The sequence below is a fragment of the Ruegeria sp. AP12 genome (assembly GCF_056540025.1).
This window is the reverse complement of the sequence record NZ_JBQFVZ010000005.1, coordinates 196,920-212,599: the sequence shown is the minus strand read 5'-3', so window position 1 is coordinate 212,599 and position 15,680 is coordinate 196,920. Positions and strand designations below refer to the sequence as shown.

At 60.7% G+C, this 15,680-nt stretch carries 16 protein-coding genes; 9 read left to right on the top strand and 7 right to left on the bottom strand.

Annotation, left to right across the window (positions count from 1 at the left end; translation table 11 throughout):
* Positions 1–128 precede the first annotated feature (128 nt).
* The 8 genes from pcaF to ACR0E6_RS15050 all read left to right on the top strand — a co-directional run bounded on the left by pcaF (position 129) and on the right by ACR0E6_RS15050 (position 7,133).
* The gene (gene pcaF / locus ACR0E6_RS15085; RefSeq protein WP_480584801.1) at positions 129–1,331 is read left to right on the top strand and encodes a 3-oxoadipyl-CoA thiolase; all 1,203 of its coding nucleotides are present in this window, start codon (positions 129–131) and stop codon (positions 1,329–1,331) included.
* Positions 1,332–1,346: 15 nt separating this feature from the next.
* The gene (gene paaA / locus ACR0E6_RS15080) at positions 1,347–2,324 is read left to right on the top strand and encodes a 1,2-phenylacetyl-CoA epoxidase subunit PaaA (RefSeq protein ID WP_170736023.1); all 978 of its coding nucleotides are present in this window, start codon (positions 1,347–1,349) and stop codon (positions 2,322–2,324) included.
* 23 nt (positions 2,325–2,347) lie between these two features.
* The gene (gene paaB, locus ACR0E6_RS15075) at positions 2,348–2,632 is read left to right on the top strand and encodes a 1,2-phenylacetyl-CoA epoxidase subunit PaaB (protein WP_170453879.1); all 285 of its coding nucleotides are present in this window, start codon (positions 2,348–2,350) and stop codon (positions 2,630–2,632) included.
* Positions 2,632–3,399, top strand: coding sequence for a 1,2-phenylacetyl-CoA epoxidase subunit PaaC (gene paaC, locus ACR0E6_RS15070; RefSeq protein WP_480584796.1), 768 nt, complete (start codon positions 2,632–2,634; stop codon positions 3,397–3,399). The genes paaB and paaC overlap by 1 nt, the downstream gene beginning before the upstream one ends.
* Positions 3,400–3,405: 6 nt before the next feature.
* Positions 3,406–3,864 (top strand): 1,2-phenylacetyl-CoA epoxidase subunit PaaD, encoded by a 459-nt coding sequence (gene paaD / locus ACR0E6_RS15065; protein WP_480584794.1) that lies wholly within the window; start codon positions 3,406–3,408, stop codon positions 3,862–3,864.
* A 13-nt stretch (positions 3,865–3,877) separates the two neighbouring features.
* Positions 3,878–4,951 (top strand): 2Fe-2S iron-sulfur cluster-binding protein, encoded by a 1,074-nt coding sequence (locus ACR0E6_RS15060; RefSeq protein ID WP_170632476.1) that lies wholly within the window; start codon positions 3,878–3,880, stop codon positions 4,949–4,951.
* A 13-nt stretch (positions 4,952–4,964) separates the two neighbouring features.
* Positions 4,965–5,726 (top strand): Phenylacetic acid catabolic protein, encoded by a 762-nt coding sequence (locus ACR0E6_RS15055; protein WP_480584791.1) that lies wholly within the window; start codon positions 4,965–4,967, stop codon positions 5,724–5,726.
* 165 nt (positions 5,727–5,891) lie between these two features.
* Entirely contained in the window at positions 5,892–7,133 is a 1,242-nt protein-coding gene (locus tag ACR0E6_RS15050; protein ID WP_170523024.1) for an MFS transporter, read from the top strand.
* Here ACR0E6_RS15050 and ACR0E6_RS15045 read toward each other — a convergent pair.
* From ACR0E6_RS15045 to ACR0E6_RS15025, 5 genes are all read right to left on the bottom strand, one after another.
* Positions 7,130–7,750 (bottom strand): HAD family hydrolase, encoded by a 621-nt coding sequence (locus tag ACR0E6_RS15045; RefSeq protein ID WP_480584786.1) that lies wholly within the window; start codon positions 7,748–7,750, stop codon positions 7,130–7,132. The two genes, ACR0E6_RS15050 and ACR0E6_RS15045, sit on opposite strands and share 4 nt — an antisense overlap.
* A gap of 141 nt (positions 7,751–7,891) precedes the next feature.
* On the bottom strand, positions 7,892–8,347 hold the full coding sequence (locus tag ACR0E6_RS15040; RefSeq protein WP_170453873.1) for a YaiI/YqxD family protein: 456 nt from the start codon (positions 8,345–8,347) through the stop codon (positions 7,892–7,894).
* Positions 8,344–9,795 carry a Si-specific NAD(P)(+) transhydrogenase gene (sthA, locus tag ACR0E6_RS15035; protein WP_170632466.1) on the bottom strand — a complete coding sequence of 484 codons (1,452 nt, stop codon included), beginning with the start codon at positions 9,793–9,795 and terminating at the stop codon, positions 8,344–8,346. Before sthA ends, ACR0E6_RS15040 begins: the two co-directional genes overlap by 4 nt.
* A gap of 3 nt (positions 9,796–9,798) precedes the next feature.
* The gene (gene fghA, locus ACR0E6_RS15030; RefSeq protein ID WP_480584781.1) at positions 9,799–10,632 is read right to left on the bottom strand and encodes an S-formylglutathione hydrolase; all 834 of its coding nucleotides are present in this window, start codon (positions 10,630–10,632) and stop codon (positions 9,799–9,801) included.
* A gap of 103 nt (positions 10,633–10,735) precedes the next feature.
* Entirely contained in the window at positions 10,736–11,665 is a 930-nt protein-coding gene (locus ACR0E6_RS15025; protein WP_480584778.1) for an AEC family transporter, read from the bottom strand.
* Positions 11,666–11,845: 180 nt separating this feature from the next.
* On the opposite strand from ACR0E6_RS15025, the gene ACR0E6_RS15020 reads away from it, so the two are divergent.
* A complete protein-coding gene (locus ACR0E6_RS15020) occupies positions 11,846–12,463 on the top strand; it encodes a TetR/AcrR family transcriptional regulator (RefSeq protein ID WP_170453869.1) in 618 nt (205 codons plus the stop codon).
* A 103-nt stretch (positions 12,464–12,566) separates the two neighbouring features.
* Here the strand turns inward: ACR0E6_RS15020 and ACR0E6_RS15015 are convergent, their stop codons facing one another.
* Together ACR0E6_RS15015 and ACR0E6_RS15010 are read right to left on the bottom strand one after the other, a co-directional pair.
* Positions 12,567–13,937: an HlyD family type I secretion periplasmic adaptor subunit gene (locus ACR0E6_RS15015; RefSeq protein WP_480584775.1), complete on the bottom strand. Its 1,371-nt coding sequence runs from the start codon at positions 13,935–13,937 to the stop codon at positions 12,567–12,569.
* Positions 13,934–15,676, bottom strand: a complete 1,743-nt coding sequence (locus ACR0E6_RS15010) for a type I secretion system permease/ATPase (RefSeq protein ID WP_480584772.1) — start codon at positions 15,674–15,676, stop codon at positions 13,934–13,936. Before ACR0E6_RS15010 ends, ACR0E6_RS15015 begins: the two co-directional genes overlap by 4 nt.
* Positions 15,677–15,680 lie beyond the last annotated feature (4 nt).

Genomic DNA, 15,680 nt, shown 5'->3' with positions numbered 1-15,680 from the left:
ATAATCATGTTACACAATATGCGAAGCAGGCGATGATATGGTAACATAAGGCTTGCCTCGAATCGGATCTGCATTTATTAACCGACCAGACGGTTAATGACGGTTCCTGCGAACAGGAGACATTACAGATGGACGCATTCATTTGCGACGCGACGCGCACTCCGATTGGACGGTATGGCGGAGCGTTGTCTTCTGTGCGCACGGATGATCTGGCCGCCATCCCGCTGGCCGCCCTGAAGGCCCGCAATCCCCAGGTTGACTGGGCCAGCGTGGATGATGTGATCTATGGCGACGCCAATCAGGCAGGTGAAAGCAACCGCAATGTGGCACGCATGGCCGCGCTATTGGCCGGGTTGCCGATTGACGTTCCCGGAACAACGATAAACCGCCTGTGTGCAAGCGGCATGGATGCGGTCGGAATGGCCGCGCGCGGGATCAAGGCGGGGGATTACGATCTGGCCATTGCGGGTGGTGTAGAAAGCATGTCTCGCGCGCCGTTTGTGATGCCCAAGGCGACGTCCGCCTTCACGCGCAGCAATGTGGTGTATGACACCACGATTGGCTGGCGCTTTGTGAACCCTAAGATGCAGCAGGATTACGGGATCGATTCCATGCCGCAAACCGCTGATAACGTGGCCGAGGATTACGGGATCAGCCGCGAGGATCAGGATGCCTTTGCCGCGCGCAGCCAGGCCCGTTGGCAGGCCGCGCATGCCGCCGGAGTGTTCAGCGACGAAATCACCCCGGTCTCGATCCCGCAGCGCAAGGGCGATCCGATCGTCTTGGACACCGACGAACATCCGCGACCGGGAACAACGGCAGAAAAGCTTTCGGGCCTCAAGGGAGTGAACGGACCGGACAAGACGGTTACGGCGGGAAATGCCTCGGGCGTGAATGATGGGGCCGCTGCGATCCTGATGGCGAATGAGGCGGCAGCGGCAAAGAACGATCTGACCCCAATGGCCCGCGTGGTAGGCATGTCGGTCGCGGGGGTAGAGCCGCGTGTCATGGGGATCGGTCCGGTGCCTGCCAGCCGCAAGGTTCTGGCCCGTGCGGGGCTGAGCATCGATCAGATGGACGTGATAGAGTTGAACGAAGCCTTCGCCTCTCAGGGGTTGGCGACACTGCGGGAACTGGGCGTGGCCGATGATGCACCGCACGTCAACCCGAATGGCGGCGCGATTGCGATTGGCCACCCCTTGGGAATGAGCGGCGCGCGGCTGGTACTGACCGCGGCCTATCAGTTGAAACGAACCGGGGGCCGCTATGCGCTGTGCACCATGTGTGTGGGTGTCGGGCAGGGCGCAGCCCTAATTCTTGAACGCGTGTGACGGAGGAGACGGAACATGTACGCTCAGATGGTAAAATCCGAAGCGTCGGACGACGATCCGGAAAAGCTGGCGGAATTTCAGGCGCGGATCGACGCGGATATCAAGATCGAACCCAAGGATTGGATGCCTCAGGCCTATCGCAAGACTCTGATCCGCCAGATCGGGCAGCACGCGCATTCCGAGATTGTCGGTCAATTGCCCGAAGGCAACTGGATCACGCGCGCGCCAACGCTGGAGCGTAAGGCGATCCTTTTGGCCAAGGTGCAGGACGAAGCCGGGCATGGCCTGTATCTGTACTGCGCTGCCGAAACGCTGGGCGTCAGCCGCGACGAGATCACCGAGATGCTGCTGGACGGGCGCATGAAATACTCGTCAATCTTCAACTATCCGACCTTGAACTGGGCCGATATCGGGGCGGTCGGGTGGTTGGTCGATGGGGCCGCGATCATGAATCAGGTGCCGCTGCAGCGCACGTCTTATGGCCCCTATTCCCGCGCCATGATCCGCATCTGCAAGGAAGAAAGCTTTCACCAGCGTCAGGGCTATGATGCGATCCGCAAGATGGCCGAAGGCACGCCCGAGCAGCGCAGGATGGCGCAGGACGCGCTGAACCGGTTCTGGTTCCCGTCGCTTATGATGTTTGGACCGTCCGACAAGGATTCCGTGCATTCGGCGCAGTCGATGGCGTGGAAGATCAAGATCAACACCAATGACGAACTGCGCCAGAAATTTGTCGACCAGACCGTGCCGCAGGCCGAGTATCTGGGCCTGACCATCCCCGACCCGGACCTGAAATGGAACGAGAACCGCGGGCATTACGATTTCTCGGAACCCGACTGGTCCGAGTTCTTCGACGTGCTCAAAGGCAACGGCCCCTGCAACGTGGATCGTCTGGCCGCGCGCAACAAGGCCTGGGATGACGGCCAGTGGGTCCGCGACGGGCTGCTGGCCCATGCCCGCAAGAAACGCGCTGGCAATCTGGCGGCGGAATAAGCTTGCCCAAAGGAGGAAACCCGATGAACAACGAATGGCCCCTGTGGGAAATCTTCATCCGCGGCCAGCATGGGATGAGCCACCGGCATGTCGGTTCGCTTCATGCGCCCGATGCGGAAATGGCGATCAAGAACGCGCGGGATGTTTACACCCGCCGCAACGAAGGCGTTTCGATCTGGGTGGTCGAAGCCAACAACATCTCGGCCTCGTCACCTAGCGACAAAGGCCCGCTGTATGAACCCAGCGAAAGCAAAGTGTACCGCCATCCGACCTTCTTCGACATTCCCGAAGACGTGGGGGCGATGTAATGAGTGTTTCGGTTTCCAACGACGCTTTGCTGCAATTCCTGCTGAGGATGGGGGACAATACCTTGATCCTGGGTCACCGCGTCAGCGAGTGGTGCGGCCATGCGCCGGTGTTGGAGGAGGACATCGCGCTGGCCAATACCGCGCTGGACCTGATCGGACAGACCCAGATGTGGCTTGGCCTTGCGGGCGAGGTTGATGGCGGCAAAAGCGCCGATGATCTGGCCTTTCTGCGCGATGCCTGGGATTTCCGCAATGTGCTGCTGGTCGAGGTGCCGAACGGCGATTTCGGTCGTACGCTGATGCGCCAGTTCCTGTTCGACGCGTGGCACTCGATCATGCTGGGGCGTCTGATGACATCCTCGGACGAGCGGGTTGCGGCCATCGCCGCGAAGGCCAGCAAAGAAGTTACCTATCATCTGGAACGCTCAGGCGATACGGTGGTGGGCCTTGGTGACGGGACCGAGGAAAGCCACGCAAGGATGCAGCAGGCGCTGGATTACCTGTGGCCTTACGTGGGTGAGATGTTTGTCAGCGACGATATCGATGCCCAGATGGTTGCAGCGGGGATCGCGCCGAACCCGTCCGATCTGCGCGCCGAATATGACGCTTTGGTTGAACTTGTTTTGACCAAGGCAACGCTGACCATTCCGGACAGCCGTTTTACCCATAAGGGCGGGCGCGATGGGCGGATGCATACCGAGCATCTGGGCCACCTGCTGACACAGATGCAATGGCTGCAACGCGCCTATCCCGGCGCGAAGTGGTGAGATGTGATGCAGGCCTCGACCGACCAGATCTGGGGCTGGCTGGATGCCGTTCCCGACCCCGAAATCCCGGTAATCTCGGTCGTCGATCTGGGCATTGTCCGTGACGTGCGGTGGGAGGCTGAAACGTTGGTCGTTACGGTCACACCAACTTATTCCGGCTGTCCGGCGACGTCGGTTATCAGCATGGATATCGAAACCGCCCTGCGCGATCACGGGATCGGGGATGTCCGGATCGAAACCAGCATCGCCCCCGCCTGGACCACCGATTGGCTGAGCGATAAGGGCCGTGCCCGGTTGGAAGACTATGGCATTGCACCGCCGCAACCGGCGGGCGGCCCGGACCGGTGCCCCCATTGCGGCAGCAAGGCGGTCGAGAAGGTCAGCCAGTTCGGCTCGACCCCCTGCAAGGCCCATTGGCGCTGCACCGATTGCCTGGAACCCTTTGACTATTTCAAGTGCATCTGAGGAGGAGCACCGGATGGCACGTTTTCATGATCTGAAAGTCACCGACATCCACAAGACCATCCGCGATGCGGTAGTGGTGACGCTTGAGCCCGTAAACGGTGCGGCGGATCAGTTCGACTTTACTGCAGGTCAGTACCTGACCTTCCGGCGTGATTTTGACGGTGAGGAACTGCGCCGTTCGTATTCGATCTGCGCGGGCAAGGATGACGGTGTTTTGCAGGTTGGGATCAAACGCGTCGAGGGCGGTGCCTTTTCAAGCTGGGCCAATGCAGAACTTACCGTTGGCGACGTCGTGCAGGCGATGCCACCTATGGGCAGCTTCCACGCGCCCATCGATGCCGATGCAGAGAAACAGTATATTGGCTTTGCCGGCGGCTCGGGCATCACGCCGGTTCTGTCGATCCTGAAAACCACGCTGGCCCGCGAGCCCAAATCCCGTTTCACGCTGATCTATGCCAACAAAGGCATCAACACGATCATGTTCCGGGAAGAGCTGGAGGACCTGAAAAACCTCTATATGGGCCGCCTGAACGTGATCCACATCCTCGAAGCCGACGCGCAAGAGATTGACTTGTTCACCGGTCTGGTCACGCAGGACAAATGCGGCCAGCTTTTCAAGCATTGGATCGATATCACAAACGTGGACACCGCTTTTATCTGCGGACCGGAACCGATGATGCTGGGGATTGCCGCCGCTTTGCGCGACCACGGGCTGGAAGACAGCCAGATCAAGTTCGAGCTTTTCGCCAGCGCCCAACCGGGCCGGGCCAAGCGCAAGGCAAGCGCTGCGCAGGCGGGCACGCAGGCCAACCAGACCAGTGCGTCGATCACGCTGGACGGGGCCACCCAGACCATGACCCTACCCAAGGATCAGTCCATTCTTGAAGCCGCGCTGGAAAACGCCATGGACGCGCCATACGCCTGCAAGGCAGGAGTTTGTTCCACCTGCCGCTGTCGCGTGCTCGAGGGCGAGGTCGAAATGCTCGCCAATCACGCGCTTGAGGATTACGAGGTCGAAAAGGGCTATGTCCTAAGCTGTCAGGCCTATCCGGTGACCGACCGCGTCGTCGTCGACTACGATCAGTGACAGGAGAGGAGTGATGAGCGATACCATGACACTCGACAGCTATCTGGCCGCAGGCGGGGTACTGACCAATCCAACCAATGTCCCGCCGCGATACCGGGCCGAACTGATGAAGCTGATGGCCACTTTCGTGGATAGCGAACTGGCCGGGGCCGCCGGGTTTGCCGACATTATCAATCAGGGGCCGGGCATCAAGGAACGCATCGCGGCCGCCAAGATCGTGCTTGAAAAAACCGACAACGCGGATCGCGTCCTGAAGATTATGGGTGAGTTCGGGGCAGACACCGAAAGATACGCCACCCATCACCCCTGGACCGCGCGTCTGGACCGTGATGCCGACATTGGCGCGACCCGCAGCAAACACGACATGCGCCTTGCGGTGTTCAACTACCCGATCAGCGGCTGGACAGATGCCGTCGTCATGAACCTGCTGATGAGCCGAGCCGTCGCCGAGCAACTGGCCGAGTTTTCGACGATCTCGTATCAGCCGCTGGCCGAGGCTTTCCGGATCATCGCGCCTATCGAGGCGAACCACGGCGATCTGGCCTTGGAGGGCGCAACCAAGCTGATCGCTGCGGGCGAGGCGGACGCGATGCAAAGCTCGGTCGATTATTGGTGGCCCCGCGTGGCAGCCTCGTTCGGGGGCGATGATCCGAAACGGTTCGAGCTTCTGAAATCCATGAACCTGAGACGCACCGAAAACCACATGCTGCGAGAGCGGTGGAACCATGCGATGGGCGAGACCTTGGCGACGTTGAACCTTAGAAAGCCCGTCTAGACCCTGTCATGCGACCTGGCCGCTCGTAATTCGCGACCAGACGGCCCTTTGCTTTCGAGGTTGGTTAGCGCATCAATATTTCTGATGCGTAACCGCAAATCTGTTGAATTGACGGGCCGTCTGAATCCGCTAACGTCTGCCGGATCAATGCGCCCCGAGGTCCCCATGCCGCAATCCGCCCGACTGTTGAATCCGATCCTGATCGTGGGGTGTATCATCATCACGGTCAGCTTCGCTGTGCGCGCCTCGTTTGGGGTGTTTCAGATCCCGATTGCGGATGAGTTCGGCTGGCTGCGCACCGATTTTTCCCTGGCCATTGCGATCCAGAACCTGGCCTGGGGCATTGGGCAACCGATCTTTGCTGCGATTGCCGAAAAGATCGGTGATCGAAAGGCAATCATCCTGGGTGCATTGACCTATGCCGCAGGTATGGTTCTGTCGGCCTGGTCGATCACGCCCTTTGGGCACCAGATGTATGCATGGCTGGTCGGCTTTGGTATCGCAGGCACCGGGTTCGGCGTTGTTCTGGCTGTGGTTGGCCGCGCCTCATCCGACAAGAACCGGTCGATGTCTCTGGCGATTGTGACTGCTGCGGGCAGTTTTGGTCAGGTGATCGGCGCGCCAACTGCGGAATGGTTGCTCACCTTCCTGCCGTGGCAACAGGTGTTTATCGTGTTCGCCGTTGCGATCCTTGCGCTTGTTCTGACGCTGCCCTTCATGCGCGCGCCGCAACCGGTCAGCAAGGCCGAGCTGGAAGAAAGCATGAGCCAGATCCTGGGCCGCGCCTTCCGGGACCCATCCTACGCTTTGATCTTCTTGGGTTTTTTCAGTTGCGGCTATCAACTGGCCTTCATCACCGCCCATTTCCCGGCTTTCGTGACCGAGATGTGCGGCCCCATCCAACCCGGGGGTGTTCTGCATTCGCTGGGCATTACCACCACTTCTGCCTTGGGTGCGGTGGCGATTTCGCTTGTGGGTCTTGCCAATATCGGCGGTACGCTGTTGGCGGGCTGGGCGGGCAATCATTTCCCCAAGAAATACCTGCTCGCCGCGATCTACACAGCCAGAACCCTCGCGGCTGCGGCGTTTATTCTGATGCCGATCACGCCAACCTCGGTGATCGTCTTCTCAATCGTCATGGGATCGCTCTGGCTGGCCACGGTGCCGCTGACTTCGGGCCTTGTCGCGCATCTGTATGGGCTGCGCTACATGGGCACGCTTTACGGCTTCATCTTCCTCAGCCACCAGATCGGAGGATTCCTTGGCGTCTGGCTGGGCGGGCGGATGTATGACGTCTATGGCGACTACACCATGGTGTGGTGGATCGGCGTCGCGGTCGGAGCGTTCAGTGCTATCGTCCACCTGCCGATCCGCGAAAACCGGGGCGCAACACCCGCTGCAGCCTAGCGGGCTTCTTCTTCGGTCAGCAAGCCTTCGGCCACCAGGCGATCAGCCCAGACTTGCGGGCCGATGAAGTGATGCGTCTGCCAACCGCGGGACCGCGCGGTTTCGATGTTGTCGATCCGGTCGTCCGCGAACAGCAATGTCTCGGGCGGCAGACCACAATCGGCCTCGACCTGCGCATAGATCGGCACATGGGGCTTCACCATCTTCATCCGGCCCGAGACATAGTGCCGGTCAAACTCGTTCAGAAACGGATAAACGGTGGTGGCGTAGTCGAAATTCTGCACACCGAAATTCGTCAGTGCAAAAACGGGCACGCCCTTGGCGCGCAATGCCCGTTGCAACCGGACCGAATGCGGGATCTCGGGCGCGGCAAGCTCGATCCATTTGTCGTGCCACATGCGAATCTCGTCGCGCCAATTGGGATATTTCTCGGCCCAATTGTAGATTGTATCGGTGAAGTGATGGCCCTGATCCACCAGATCGTTCATGCCGTGCAGATCGACCTCGTCGAACATCGCGCGGCGGCGATCCTCTCCGATCACGCGGTCATAGTAGCGCTCGGGCTGCCATTCGATCAGTACATTGCCGATGTCGAAAATGACCGCTTGGATGGGCATGTTGTGTTCCTGCTTCAAATTCCTGCTGGGCCGACTGAACCAAGCTCGGCGTCCAAGTTCAAGCACCAACCGCCGCGCGCAGTGCTGCCCGGCCCAACCGGAGAAGATGCATCCTTGATGCATCGCCGACGGGCGGGAGGGCTATGCCCGTTTTGCAGCCCTCAGTTCCCGTTCCAAGGCGTCCAGAAACCGGGACCGGTCGGCCTTGCCGAAGGGTTTGCCGCCGCCCCCTGCACCCAACGGGTTTGCCGCGCGCAGGTCGGCCATCAGGTCGCGCATCGCCAGTTGCTGACCAATATTGGCGGCGGTGAACGCCTCGCCATTGGGGCGCAGTACGCGCGCGCCGGCCTCGACACATTTTGCGGCCAAGGGGATGTCGGATGTGACCACCACATCTCCCGGCCCGCAGCGTTCGGCGATCCACTTGTCGGCCTCATCAGCCCCTTCCGAGACAATGACCACCTGCACCAAAGGGTTTGCCGAAGGCCGCAGCCCGCCATTCGACACCAGCGCCATCGGAACCTTGTGCCGGGTCGCCACCCGCTCGGCCTCGGCCTTCACGGGGCAGGCATCGCCATCGATATAGAGCGTTGTCACGCCTTCTTTGCCTCTTTCGTCGCCGCTGGCTTCTTTTTCACCTTGAACTCTTCCGGGATCGGCATCCGGTTGAACGCATCCAGACCGGCGATCTTGTAGGCTTCGGCCAGCGTTGGATAATTGAACGTGTTCTGGACAAAGTAGTCCACGGTGCCTTTCAGGTTCAGCACGGCCTGCGCGATATGGATCAGCTCGGTCGCGCCTTCACCGACGATCTGCACGCCCAGAACCCGGCGGGTTTTCAGCGAGAACAGCATCTTCAGCATGCCATGTTCCAACCCCATGATATGCCCGCGCGAGGTTTCGCGGAACCGCGCCACGCCGACCTCATAGGGAATGCCACGCTCCTGCAACTCCTCCTCGGACATGCCGCAGGTGGAAATCTCGGGTACCGAATAGATGCCATAAGGATACCAGGGGCTCTCAGGCAAGGTCGGTGTTTCCAGCGCGTGACAGGCGGCGACCCGACCCTGTTGCAAAGACGTAGAGGCCAGCGAGGGGTGCCCGATCACATCGCCGGTTGCGTAGATATGCGGCACCGAGGTTTGATAGGTCTTGCGATCCACCTTGATCCGGTTGCGGTGGTCTGTTTCCAGCCCGACCGCGTCCAGATTCAACGCCGAGGTCGCGCCCATGCGGCCCGCTGCAAACAGCAGCATCTCGGCCCGGACGTGCCGCCCGTTTTCCAGCGTGACTTCAACGTGGTCGCCGGTGTCTTCGATTTTCTCGACCGCAGAGCCCAGCCGCAGATCGACACCGTTCTCGCGGATCTGATGGGTGAAATCGTGGATCAACCGGCTGTCGATGAAATCGAGGAAGGTTTCCCGTGGTTCGATCAACGTCACCCGCACATCCAGCGCCGAGAACATGGTGGCGTATTCCACCCCGATCACCCCAGCCCCGATGACGACCAGCGAGCGTGGAATCTCGGCCATCTCAAGAAAATCGTCACCATCCACGACGGTCTTGCCGTTGAAGGGCACATAATCGGGGCGATAGGTTTTGGTTCCGGTGGCGATCAGAAACTTGGCTGCGGTCAGGCGCGTTTTCTCACCGGCATCGGTGGCAACTTCGATCTCATGCGGGCCAACGAACGAGGCCAACCCGTTCAGGGTTTCCACGTGGTTGCGATTGAACTGGTGTTCCAGCACATCGACCTCATGATCCAGCGTCATATGCAGACGGGCCTTGAGGTCTTCGGCGCGGATCTGGTCCTTGACGCGATAGGACCGCCCATAAAAGCTGCGCTCGCGCCAGCCGGACAGGTTCAGCACCGTCTCGCGCAGGGTTTTCGACGGGATGGTGCCGGTATGGACCGACACGCCGCCAAACCGATCCTTGCGGTCGATCACCAACACGCGGCGCTTCAGCTTACCGGCCTGAATCGCGGCGGACCGCCCCGAGGGACCGGACCCGATGATGATCAGGTCGTAGTCATAATCGCTCATGCCTCAGTCTCCGTACAGCGCTTCGGCATGGAAGGTGATGTGGTCTTCCATGAAGGTGGACACAAAGAAATAGGAATGATCATAGCCCGGTTGCAGGCGATAAGTGGCCTGCTGGCGACGCTCGGCGATGGCGGCGGCCAGCGCTTCGGGGCGCAGCAGGTCGATGAACTGGTCGCTTGCACCGGTGTCGATCAGGATCGGGCCATCAAACCCCTTTTCCTTCATCAGCAGGGACGCATCATGTTTCGCCCAGGCCGCTTCGTCATCGCCCAGATAGGCGCTCAGTTGTTTGCGGCCCCATTCGGCCCCGGTGGGGTTCGAGATCGGCGCAAAGGCCGACACCGACCGGAAACGTCCCGGCAGGTTCATCGCCAGCGTCAGCGCACCGTGGCCGCCCATCGAATGACCGGTGATGGCTTGACGGTCCATGTCGATGGCAAAATTCTCGGCCACCAAGGCGGGCAACTCCTCGGCCACATAATCCCACATGTTGAAATGCGGGGCCCAGGGGGATTGCGTAGCGTTCACATAGAACCCGGCACCCTGGCCCAGATCGTAATCCTCGTGATCGGCCACGCCTTCGCCGCGCGGCGAGGTGTCGGGGAAGATGACTGCGATGCCCTGTTCAGCAGCCCAGGCTTGCGCCCCCGCCTTGGTCATCGCGTTTTCATGGGTGCAGGTCAGGCCCGACAGATACCACAGGATCGGAACCGGGCCGTCCTTTGCCTCGGCCGGAAGAAACAGGCCAAAGGTCATGTCGCATTGGCACGCGGTCGAAGCATGGCGGTAAACGCCCTGCACGCCACCGAAACAGGCATTTTCCGAAAGGGTTTCCATCAGGTCTTTTCCTTACGTTAGGGTTCGCCCATGGCTAACGGTCCAAGGCCCCTACGTAAAGTCCGGGCACCTTCGTCGCGCGTATTTTTCGAAAAGGTGAAGATCAGAAGGTGCCGACCCAGGCAATGACCACGGGGACGGTCAGGATGCTGGCCACAGTAGACAACAAAATCGCGGCTGACGCGCGGTGCGGAGCGACATTATAATGCGCGGCCAGCATGTAGACATTGCCCGCCACGGGCAGTGCCGCCGCAGCGATTGCGACCGCCGCCGGAAAGGCTTCGACGGGCACCAGCCATATTGCGGCCACGGCCACGCAGGCGGGATGGATGACCAGCTTGCAAAAGCTGAGCCAGGCGGCGATGTGGACGCGCTCGGCGGATTTTCCGGCCAGAGAGGCTCCGATGGCGAACAGCGCGCCAGGCGTTGCGGCCCCGCCCAGAATGGTCAGGAAATCATTCAGGGGGCCGGGTACCGGCACTTGCAAGGCTGACCAGATCAGACCGGCGGAAATGGACACGATCATCGGGTTTTTCAGCAATCCGATCCCGATCAGGCGCAGCGTTGAAGGGGTCAGTTTCCCGTCCCGCCCACCGTTGATCAGTATGACAATCAGTGAGGAAAACACCACCAGATCAACCGCCAGCACCAGCATCACCGGGCCAATTGCGGCCTCGGTCAGCAGCAGGGCCAGCATCGGCAGGCCCAGAAATCCGACATTGCCAATGGCGGCACATTGCGCCTCGACCGCTGCGGTGGGGATGTCCATGCCGCGCAACCACGCGACAAAGGTGGCAAGGGAATAGACCGCCAGCGTTCCGATCAGGTAACCGATGATCAGGCGGCCGTTGAAAATCTCGGCAAAGGGCAGGGTGGCTGCGAACCTGAACAGCATTGCCGACAGTGCGAAAAAGAACACGAACTTGGTCAGATAGGCGGTGGCCTCGGCCGAGAAAAACCGGGTGCGCCCGGCCCAATAGCCCAGGCCGATGATCGCAAAGAAGGGCAGCGTGCGCAGAAAGACCTCGACCATGGGTCTTGTCCTAGCATGGTTTGGGCCTGCTGCAAGCCCGGTCTTGGGACAGGGGTGACCGTGCTGGGAGTGCCGGATTTCACAGGATCGTGACGTCAAACTGCGCGCAATGGCCAAGAATCCTTGTATCTGAACCGAACGGTTTATAAACTCGGACCACCTCAAGCATCAGGAGACGACATGACCCAGACCGCTACCATCCTGCGCACCGGCCGAAAATTCGACCAGGTTCTGCGCGGGGCCCGAGAGGTTTTCATGGCGGATGGGTTCGAAGGCGCAAGTGTGGACGACATCGCCCGTGCGGCGGGTGTGTCCAAGGCGACGCTGTACAGCTACTTCCCGGACAAGCGGCTTTTGTTTGTCGAGGTGGCACAGACCGAGTGCCGGCTTATGGCCGAGCGTGTTCTGTCGATGATCGATGAAACCAAGCCAGCACGTGAGGTGTTGACCATCACCGCAACACAGTTGGTCGGGTTTTTTGTATCGGACTTTAATCAACAGGTCTTCCGGGTCTGTGTCGCAGAACGGGATCGGTTCCCGGAACTGGGGCAGGCATTTTATGAGGCCGGACCTCAGAACGGACAGCGCAAGATTGCAGAGTATCTGGAAAAGGCCGTTGTCAGAGGTGAACTTGCGATTGAAGATGTCCAGATTGCCGCCGAGCAATTTGCCGAACTGTGCAAGGTTCGGCTGTGGGTGCGCGCTGCCTTTGGCATCCAGAAAGAGTTCAGCCAGGCCGAGATTGACGAAGTCGCGCTGCATGCCGTGGATATGTTCCTGGCCCGCTATGGTGCCTGAAAATTGATGGCCTGCACCGGGGCTTGCGGTGCAGGCCATCCTTCACTCATTAAAATGGCACTCGGTAAGTATTGGGTCTAAGGCACAGGTCTTTGGAAATCCTTTATTCGATGAAAGTTCGTGCCAGCCGGTCGCTGATGGGTTGCGCCAGATAGGCGATCACCGTGCGCTCGCCGGTATTGACGAACAGATCGGCAGGCATGCCCGGAACAAGATCGAGCGCGGTAACCGGCGCGGGTTGATCCGCATCCAGCCTGACGCGGGCCTGGTAATAGGGCTCGCCCGTCCGTTCATCCTCCAGCACGTCCGCTGATATATCGAAGATCTGGCCATGGGCTTCGGGTACATCGGCCTGCGCAAAGGCCGACAGGCGGATGCGCGTGGATTGTCCGACATGCAGCTTGTCGATGTCAGCGGTTTTCACCCGCGCTTCGACGATCAGCGCTTGGTCGGCGGGAACAATGTCCATGATATGCTCACCCGGCCGGATCACACCGCCCGTGGTCGAGGCGGTCAGGTTCACCACGCGCCCGCTGGCCGGGGCCACAAGCTCGATCCGGCTGCGTCGTTCGGCGGTGCCTGCATATTGCGGGCGGATCAGGTCCAGTTGCGCCTCGACCACCGCAAGTTCACCGGCAATGACCTCATCGCGCAGCTTTTGCTGGCTGAGCAGGGTCAGTTGTAGCTCATGAATCTGGTTCTCAGCCTGCGCCATCTGCGTCCGAAGCGAGGCATCGACGCCCGAAAGACGCTCAAGCTCGATCTGCCGGGCGCTGACACGGGTTGCGGCAACCAGACCCTTGTCCAGCAAGCCCTGCAGGTTGTCCAATTCGACCTGCGTGATCGTGATCTGGTTTTGGGTGCTCAGGCGCTGTTCGCTCAGCCCGGCGATCTGATCGCGCAGCCCTGTGATGCGTTGGGCATTGATGTCCGCCTCGGTCCGGCGGGCGCGGGCTTCGGCGTCGAACAGTTGTTTCTGGGTCAGATAGGCCGGGAACCAGTGCAGCCGGTTCATGTTGGTCGAGAACTGGGCAAGGGCTGCGGCCTCGTCAAAGCTGGTCTCGCCTGTCATCTGCGCGATCAACCGCGCGCGGCGGACCGACAGCTCGCCCAATTGGCTGCCCAACACGTTCAGATCGACTTCGATCTCGGTGCTGTCGAGCCGGATCAGAGGCTGTCCCTGTTCGACGAAATCCCCGTCCGCGATCAGGATCGAGCGGATGATGCCGCCGTCCAGATGCTCGACCGTCTTGCGGTCGCCCTCGACCACGAAAGAGGCCGGGGCCACCACCGCCCCGTCGAGTTTCGAGGCAAATGCCCAGTAGACGCTACCAGCCCCAAAAGCCACCATGGCCAGCAGTCCAAACAGGACATAGCGCGCAATACCGGGCGATGTTTCGGTGATGTCGATCATCTGCCCGTCATTCAGGGTCAGAGTGTTCTGCGATTGGGTGTGTGGAAAAAGCTGTCTCATTGTGCGGCTCCTGTGACTTGGGGGGCTGGGGCGGGCTGGGGTGTGGGTTTCGCTTGCGTCTCCAATACGTTGCGGCGGTTGACCTTCAGCACATCCTCTTTGTCACCAAACTGAGTCTGGGCCCCGTTGCGCATGACCATGACCTTGTTTGCGGCCTGAAGGGTGGCGGGGCGATGGGTCATCACGATGGCAATGGCACCGCGCGCCTGAGCGGCCAGAATAGCCTCACGCAATGCGTGTTCGCCTTCGGCATCCAGATCGGAATTGGGCTCGTCCAGGACCAGTACAAACGGATCGCCATAGAGCGCGCGGGCCAGTGCCAGACGTTGCCTCTGACCGCCGGACAGGAAGAATCCCTGACCGATGCGCGTTTCATAGCCGTCGGGCAGGGCGTTGATCATCTCGTGAATGCCCGCCTCGCGCGCGGCGCGCAGAACCTCGGCATCGTCGATGGCGACCGAGAAGCGCGCGATGTTTTCGCGGATCGTTCCGTCGAATAGCTCAACGTCTTGTGGCAGATAGCCGATCTGCTTGCCCAGATCCTCGGCATTCCATTTGGCCATCGGGCTGCCGTCCAGCAGAACCTCGCCCCGTTGCGGATGCCAGATGCCCGCCAGCATCTTGCCCAGCGTGGTCTTGCCCGAGCCGCTATGGCCGATGACCGCCAGCACATCGCCCGCGTCCAGGGCGAAATCGATCGATCGGATCGTGGCGTTGATGGCGCGGGGCGGCCCGGCCTGCGCGATGCGGACGTTCAGGGATTTGAACGCGCGGGGCAGATGCAGGTTGGGCGGGGTCTCGGCAAATTCGTCGGTCAGGGCCTTGATCTTGGCATAGGACCCGCGCGCCGCCAGAAAGCCGCGCCATTGGCCGATCAACTGGTCGATGGGCGACAGGGCGCGGGCCAGAACAATTGTGGCGGCGATCATCACGCCTGCGGTGGATTCGCCGGTAATCGCAAGGGCGGCCCCCAGTCCGAGAATCGCGGATTGCAGGCCCATGCGAATGGTTTTGGACATGACCGAAAAGCTGGCGATCCGGTCAGCGGCCTTGGTCTTGTGCCTGTGCGCATCGATCTGCAGCGCGGTCCAGCGGCGCACCAGATCGGATTTCATCCCCAGCGCATGGACCAGTTCCGCGTTGCGGTCGCTGGTGTCGAACAACGCATCCGACCGTCCCCGCGCCTGCGCGGCGTTTTGCATCGGAGTATGGGCGCGGGCGTTGTTGATCAGCGCCATGAGGGTCAGGGTTACGGCTCCGGCCAGCCCCAACAGACCCAGCAGCGGGTGCAAGACGTAAAGGACCAGCAGATAGATCGGGATCCATGGCGCATCAAAAAAGGCAGTCAGGGTGCTGCCCGAAATGAATTCGCGAAATCCGTTGACGTCTTCGACCAGATTTTCACCGGCCTGACCGTGGCCCTGAACCCGGCGGCGCATGGCCGCACCAAGGACTGGGGCGCCGACAGACATCTCGAACCGGGCGGCAAGACGGCCAAGGATGCGCATCCGCATCAGGTCGAGGCAGGCGATCACGACAAACACGCCGCCCAACAGCAGGGTCAGTGCGATCAGCGTGTCAATGTTCTGGCTGGTCAGTACACGGTCATAGACCTGAAGCATGTAAAGCGGCCCGGCCAGCATCAGCAGATTCAGAAACAGGCTGAACAGCGCGACGGCGACAAAGCCTTTGCGCAGCGCGGCCCAAGCGGTTTCGACGGGGTTGGATTTCTTGAACATCGGA

Coding starts and splice junctions, on each gene's coding strand:
- ACR0E6_RS15060 (WP_170632476.1), top strand. CDS start 3,878: ATGGCACGTTTTCATGATCTGAAAGTCACCGACATCCACAAGACCATC.
- paaB (WP_170453879.1), top strand. CDS start 2,348: ATGAACAACGAATGGCCCCTGTGGGAAATCTTCATCCGCGGCCAGCAT.
- pcaF (WP_480584801.1), top strand. CDS start 129: ATGGACGCATTCATTTGCGACGCGACGCGCACTCCGATTGGACGGTAT.
- paaD (WP_480584794.1), top strand. CDS start 3,406: ATGCAGGCCTCGACCGACCAGATCTGGGGCTGGCTGGATGCCGTTCCC.
- paaA (WP_170736023.1), top strand. CDS start 1,347: ATGTACGCTCAGATGGTAAAATCCGAAGCGTCGGACGACGATCCGGAA.
- ACR0E6_RS15045 (WP_480584786.1), bottom strand. CDS start 7,750: ATGCCCATCCAAGCGGTCATTTTCGACATCGGCAATGTACTGATCGAA.
- ACR0E6_RS15025 (WP_480584778.1), bottom strand. CDS start 11,665: ATGGTCGAGGTCTTTCTGCGCACGCTGCCCTTCTTTGCGATCATCGGC.
- fghA (WP_480584781.1), bottom strand. CDS start 10,632: ATGGAAACCCTTTCGGAAAATGCCTGTTTCGGTGGCGTGCAGGGCGTT.
- ACR0E6_RS15055 (WP_480584791.1), top strand. CDS start 4,965: ATGAGCGATACCATGACACTCGACAGCTATCTGGCCGCAGGCGGGGTA.
- ACR0E6_RS15010 (WP_480584772.1), bottom strand. CDS start 15,676: ATGTTCAAGAAATCCAACCCCGTCGAAACCGCTTGGGCCGCGCTGCGC.
- ACR0E6_RS15015 (WP_480584775.1), bottom strand. CDS start 13,937: ATGAGACAGCTTTTTCCACACACCCAATCGCAGAACACTCTGACCCTG.
- ACR0E6_RS15020 (WP_170453869.1), top strand. CDS start 11,846: ATGACCCAGACCGCTACCATCCTGCGCACCGGCCGAAAATTCGACCAG.
- paaC (WP_480584796.1), top strand. CDS start 2,632: ATGAGTGTTTCGGTTTCCAACGACGCTTTGCTGCAATTCCTGCTGAGG.
- ACR0E6_RS15050 (WP_170523024.1), top strand. CDS start 5,892: ATGCCGCAATCCGCCCGACTGTTGAATCCGATCCTGATCGTGGGGTGT.
- sthA (WP_170632466.1), bottom strand. CDS start 9,795: ATGAGCGATTATGACTACGACCTGATCATCATCGGGTCCGGTCCCTCG.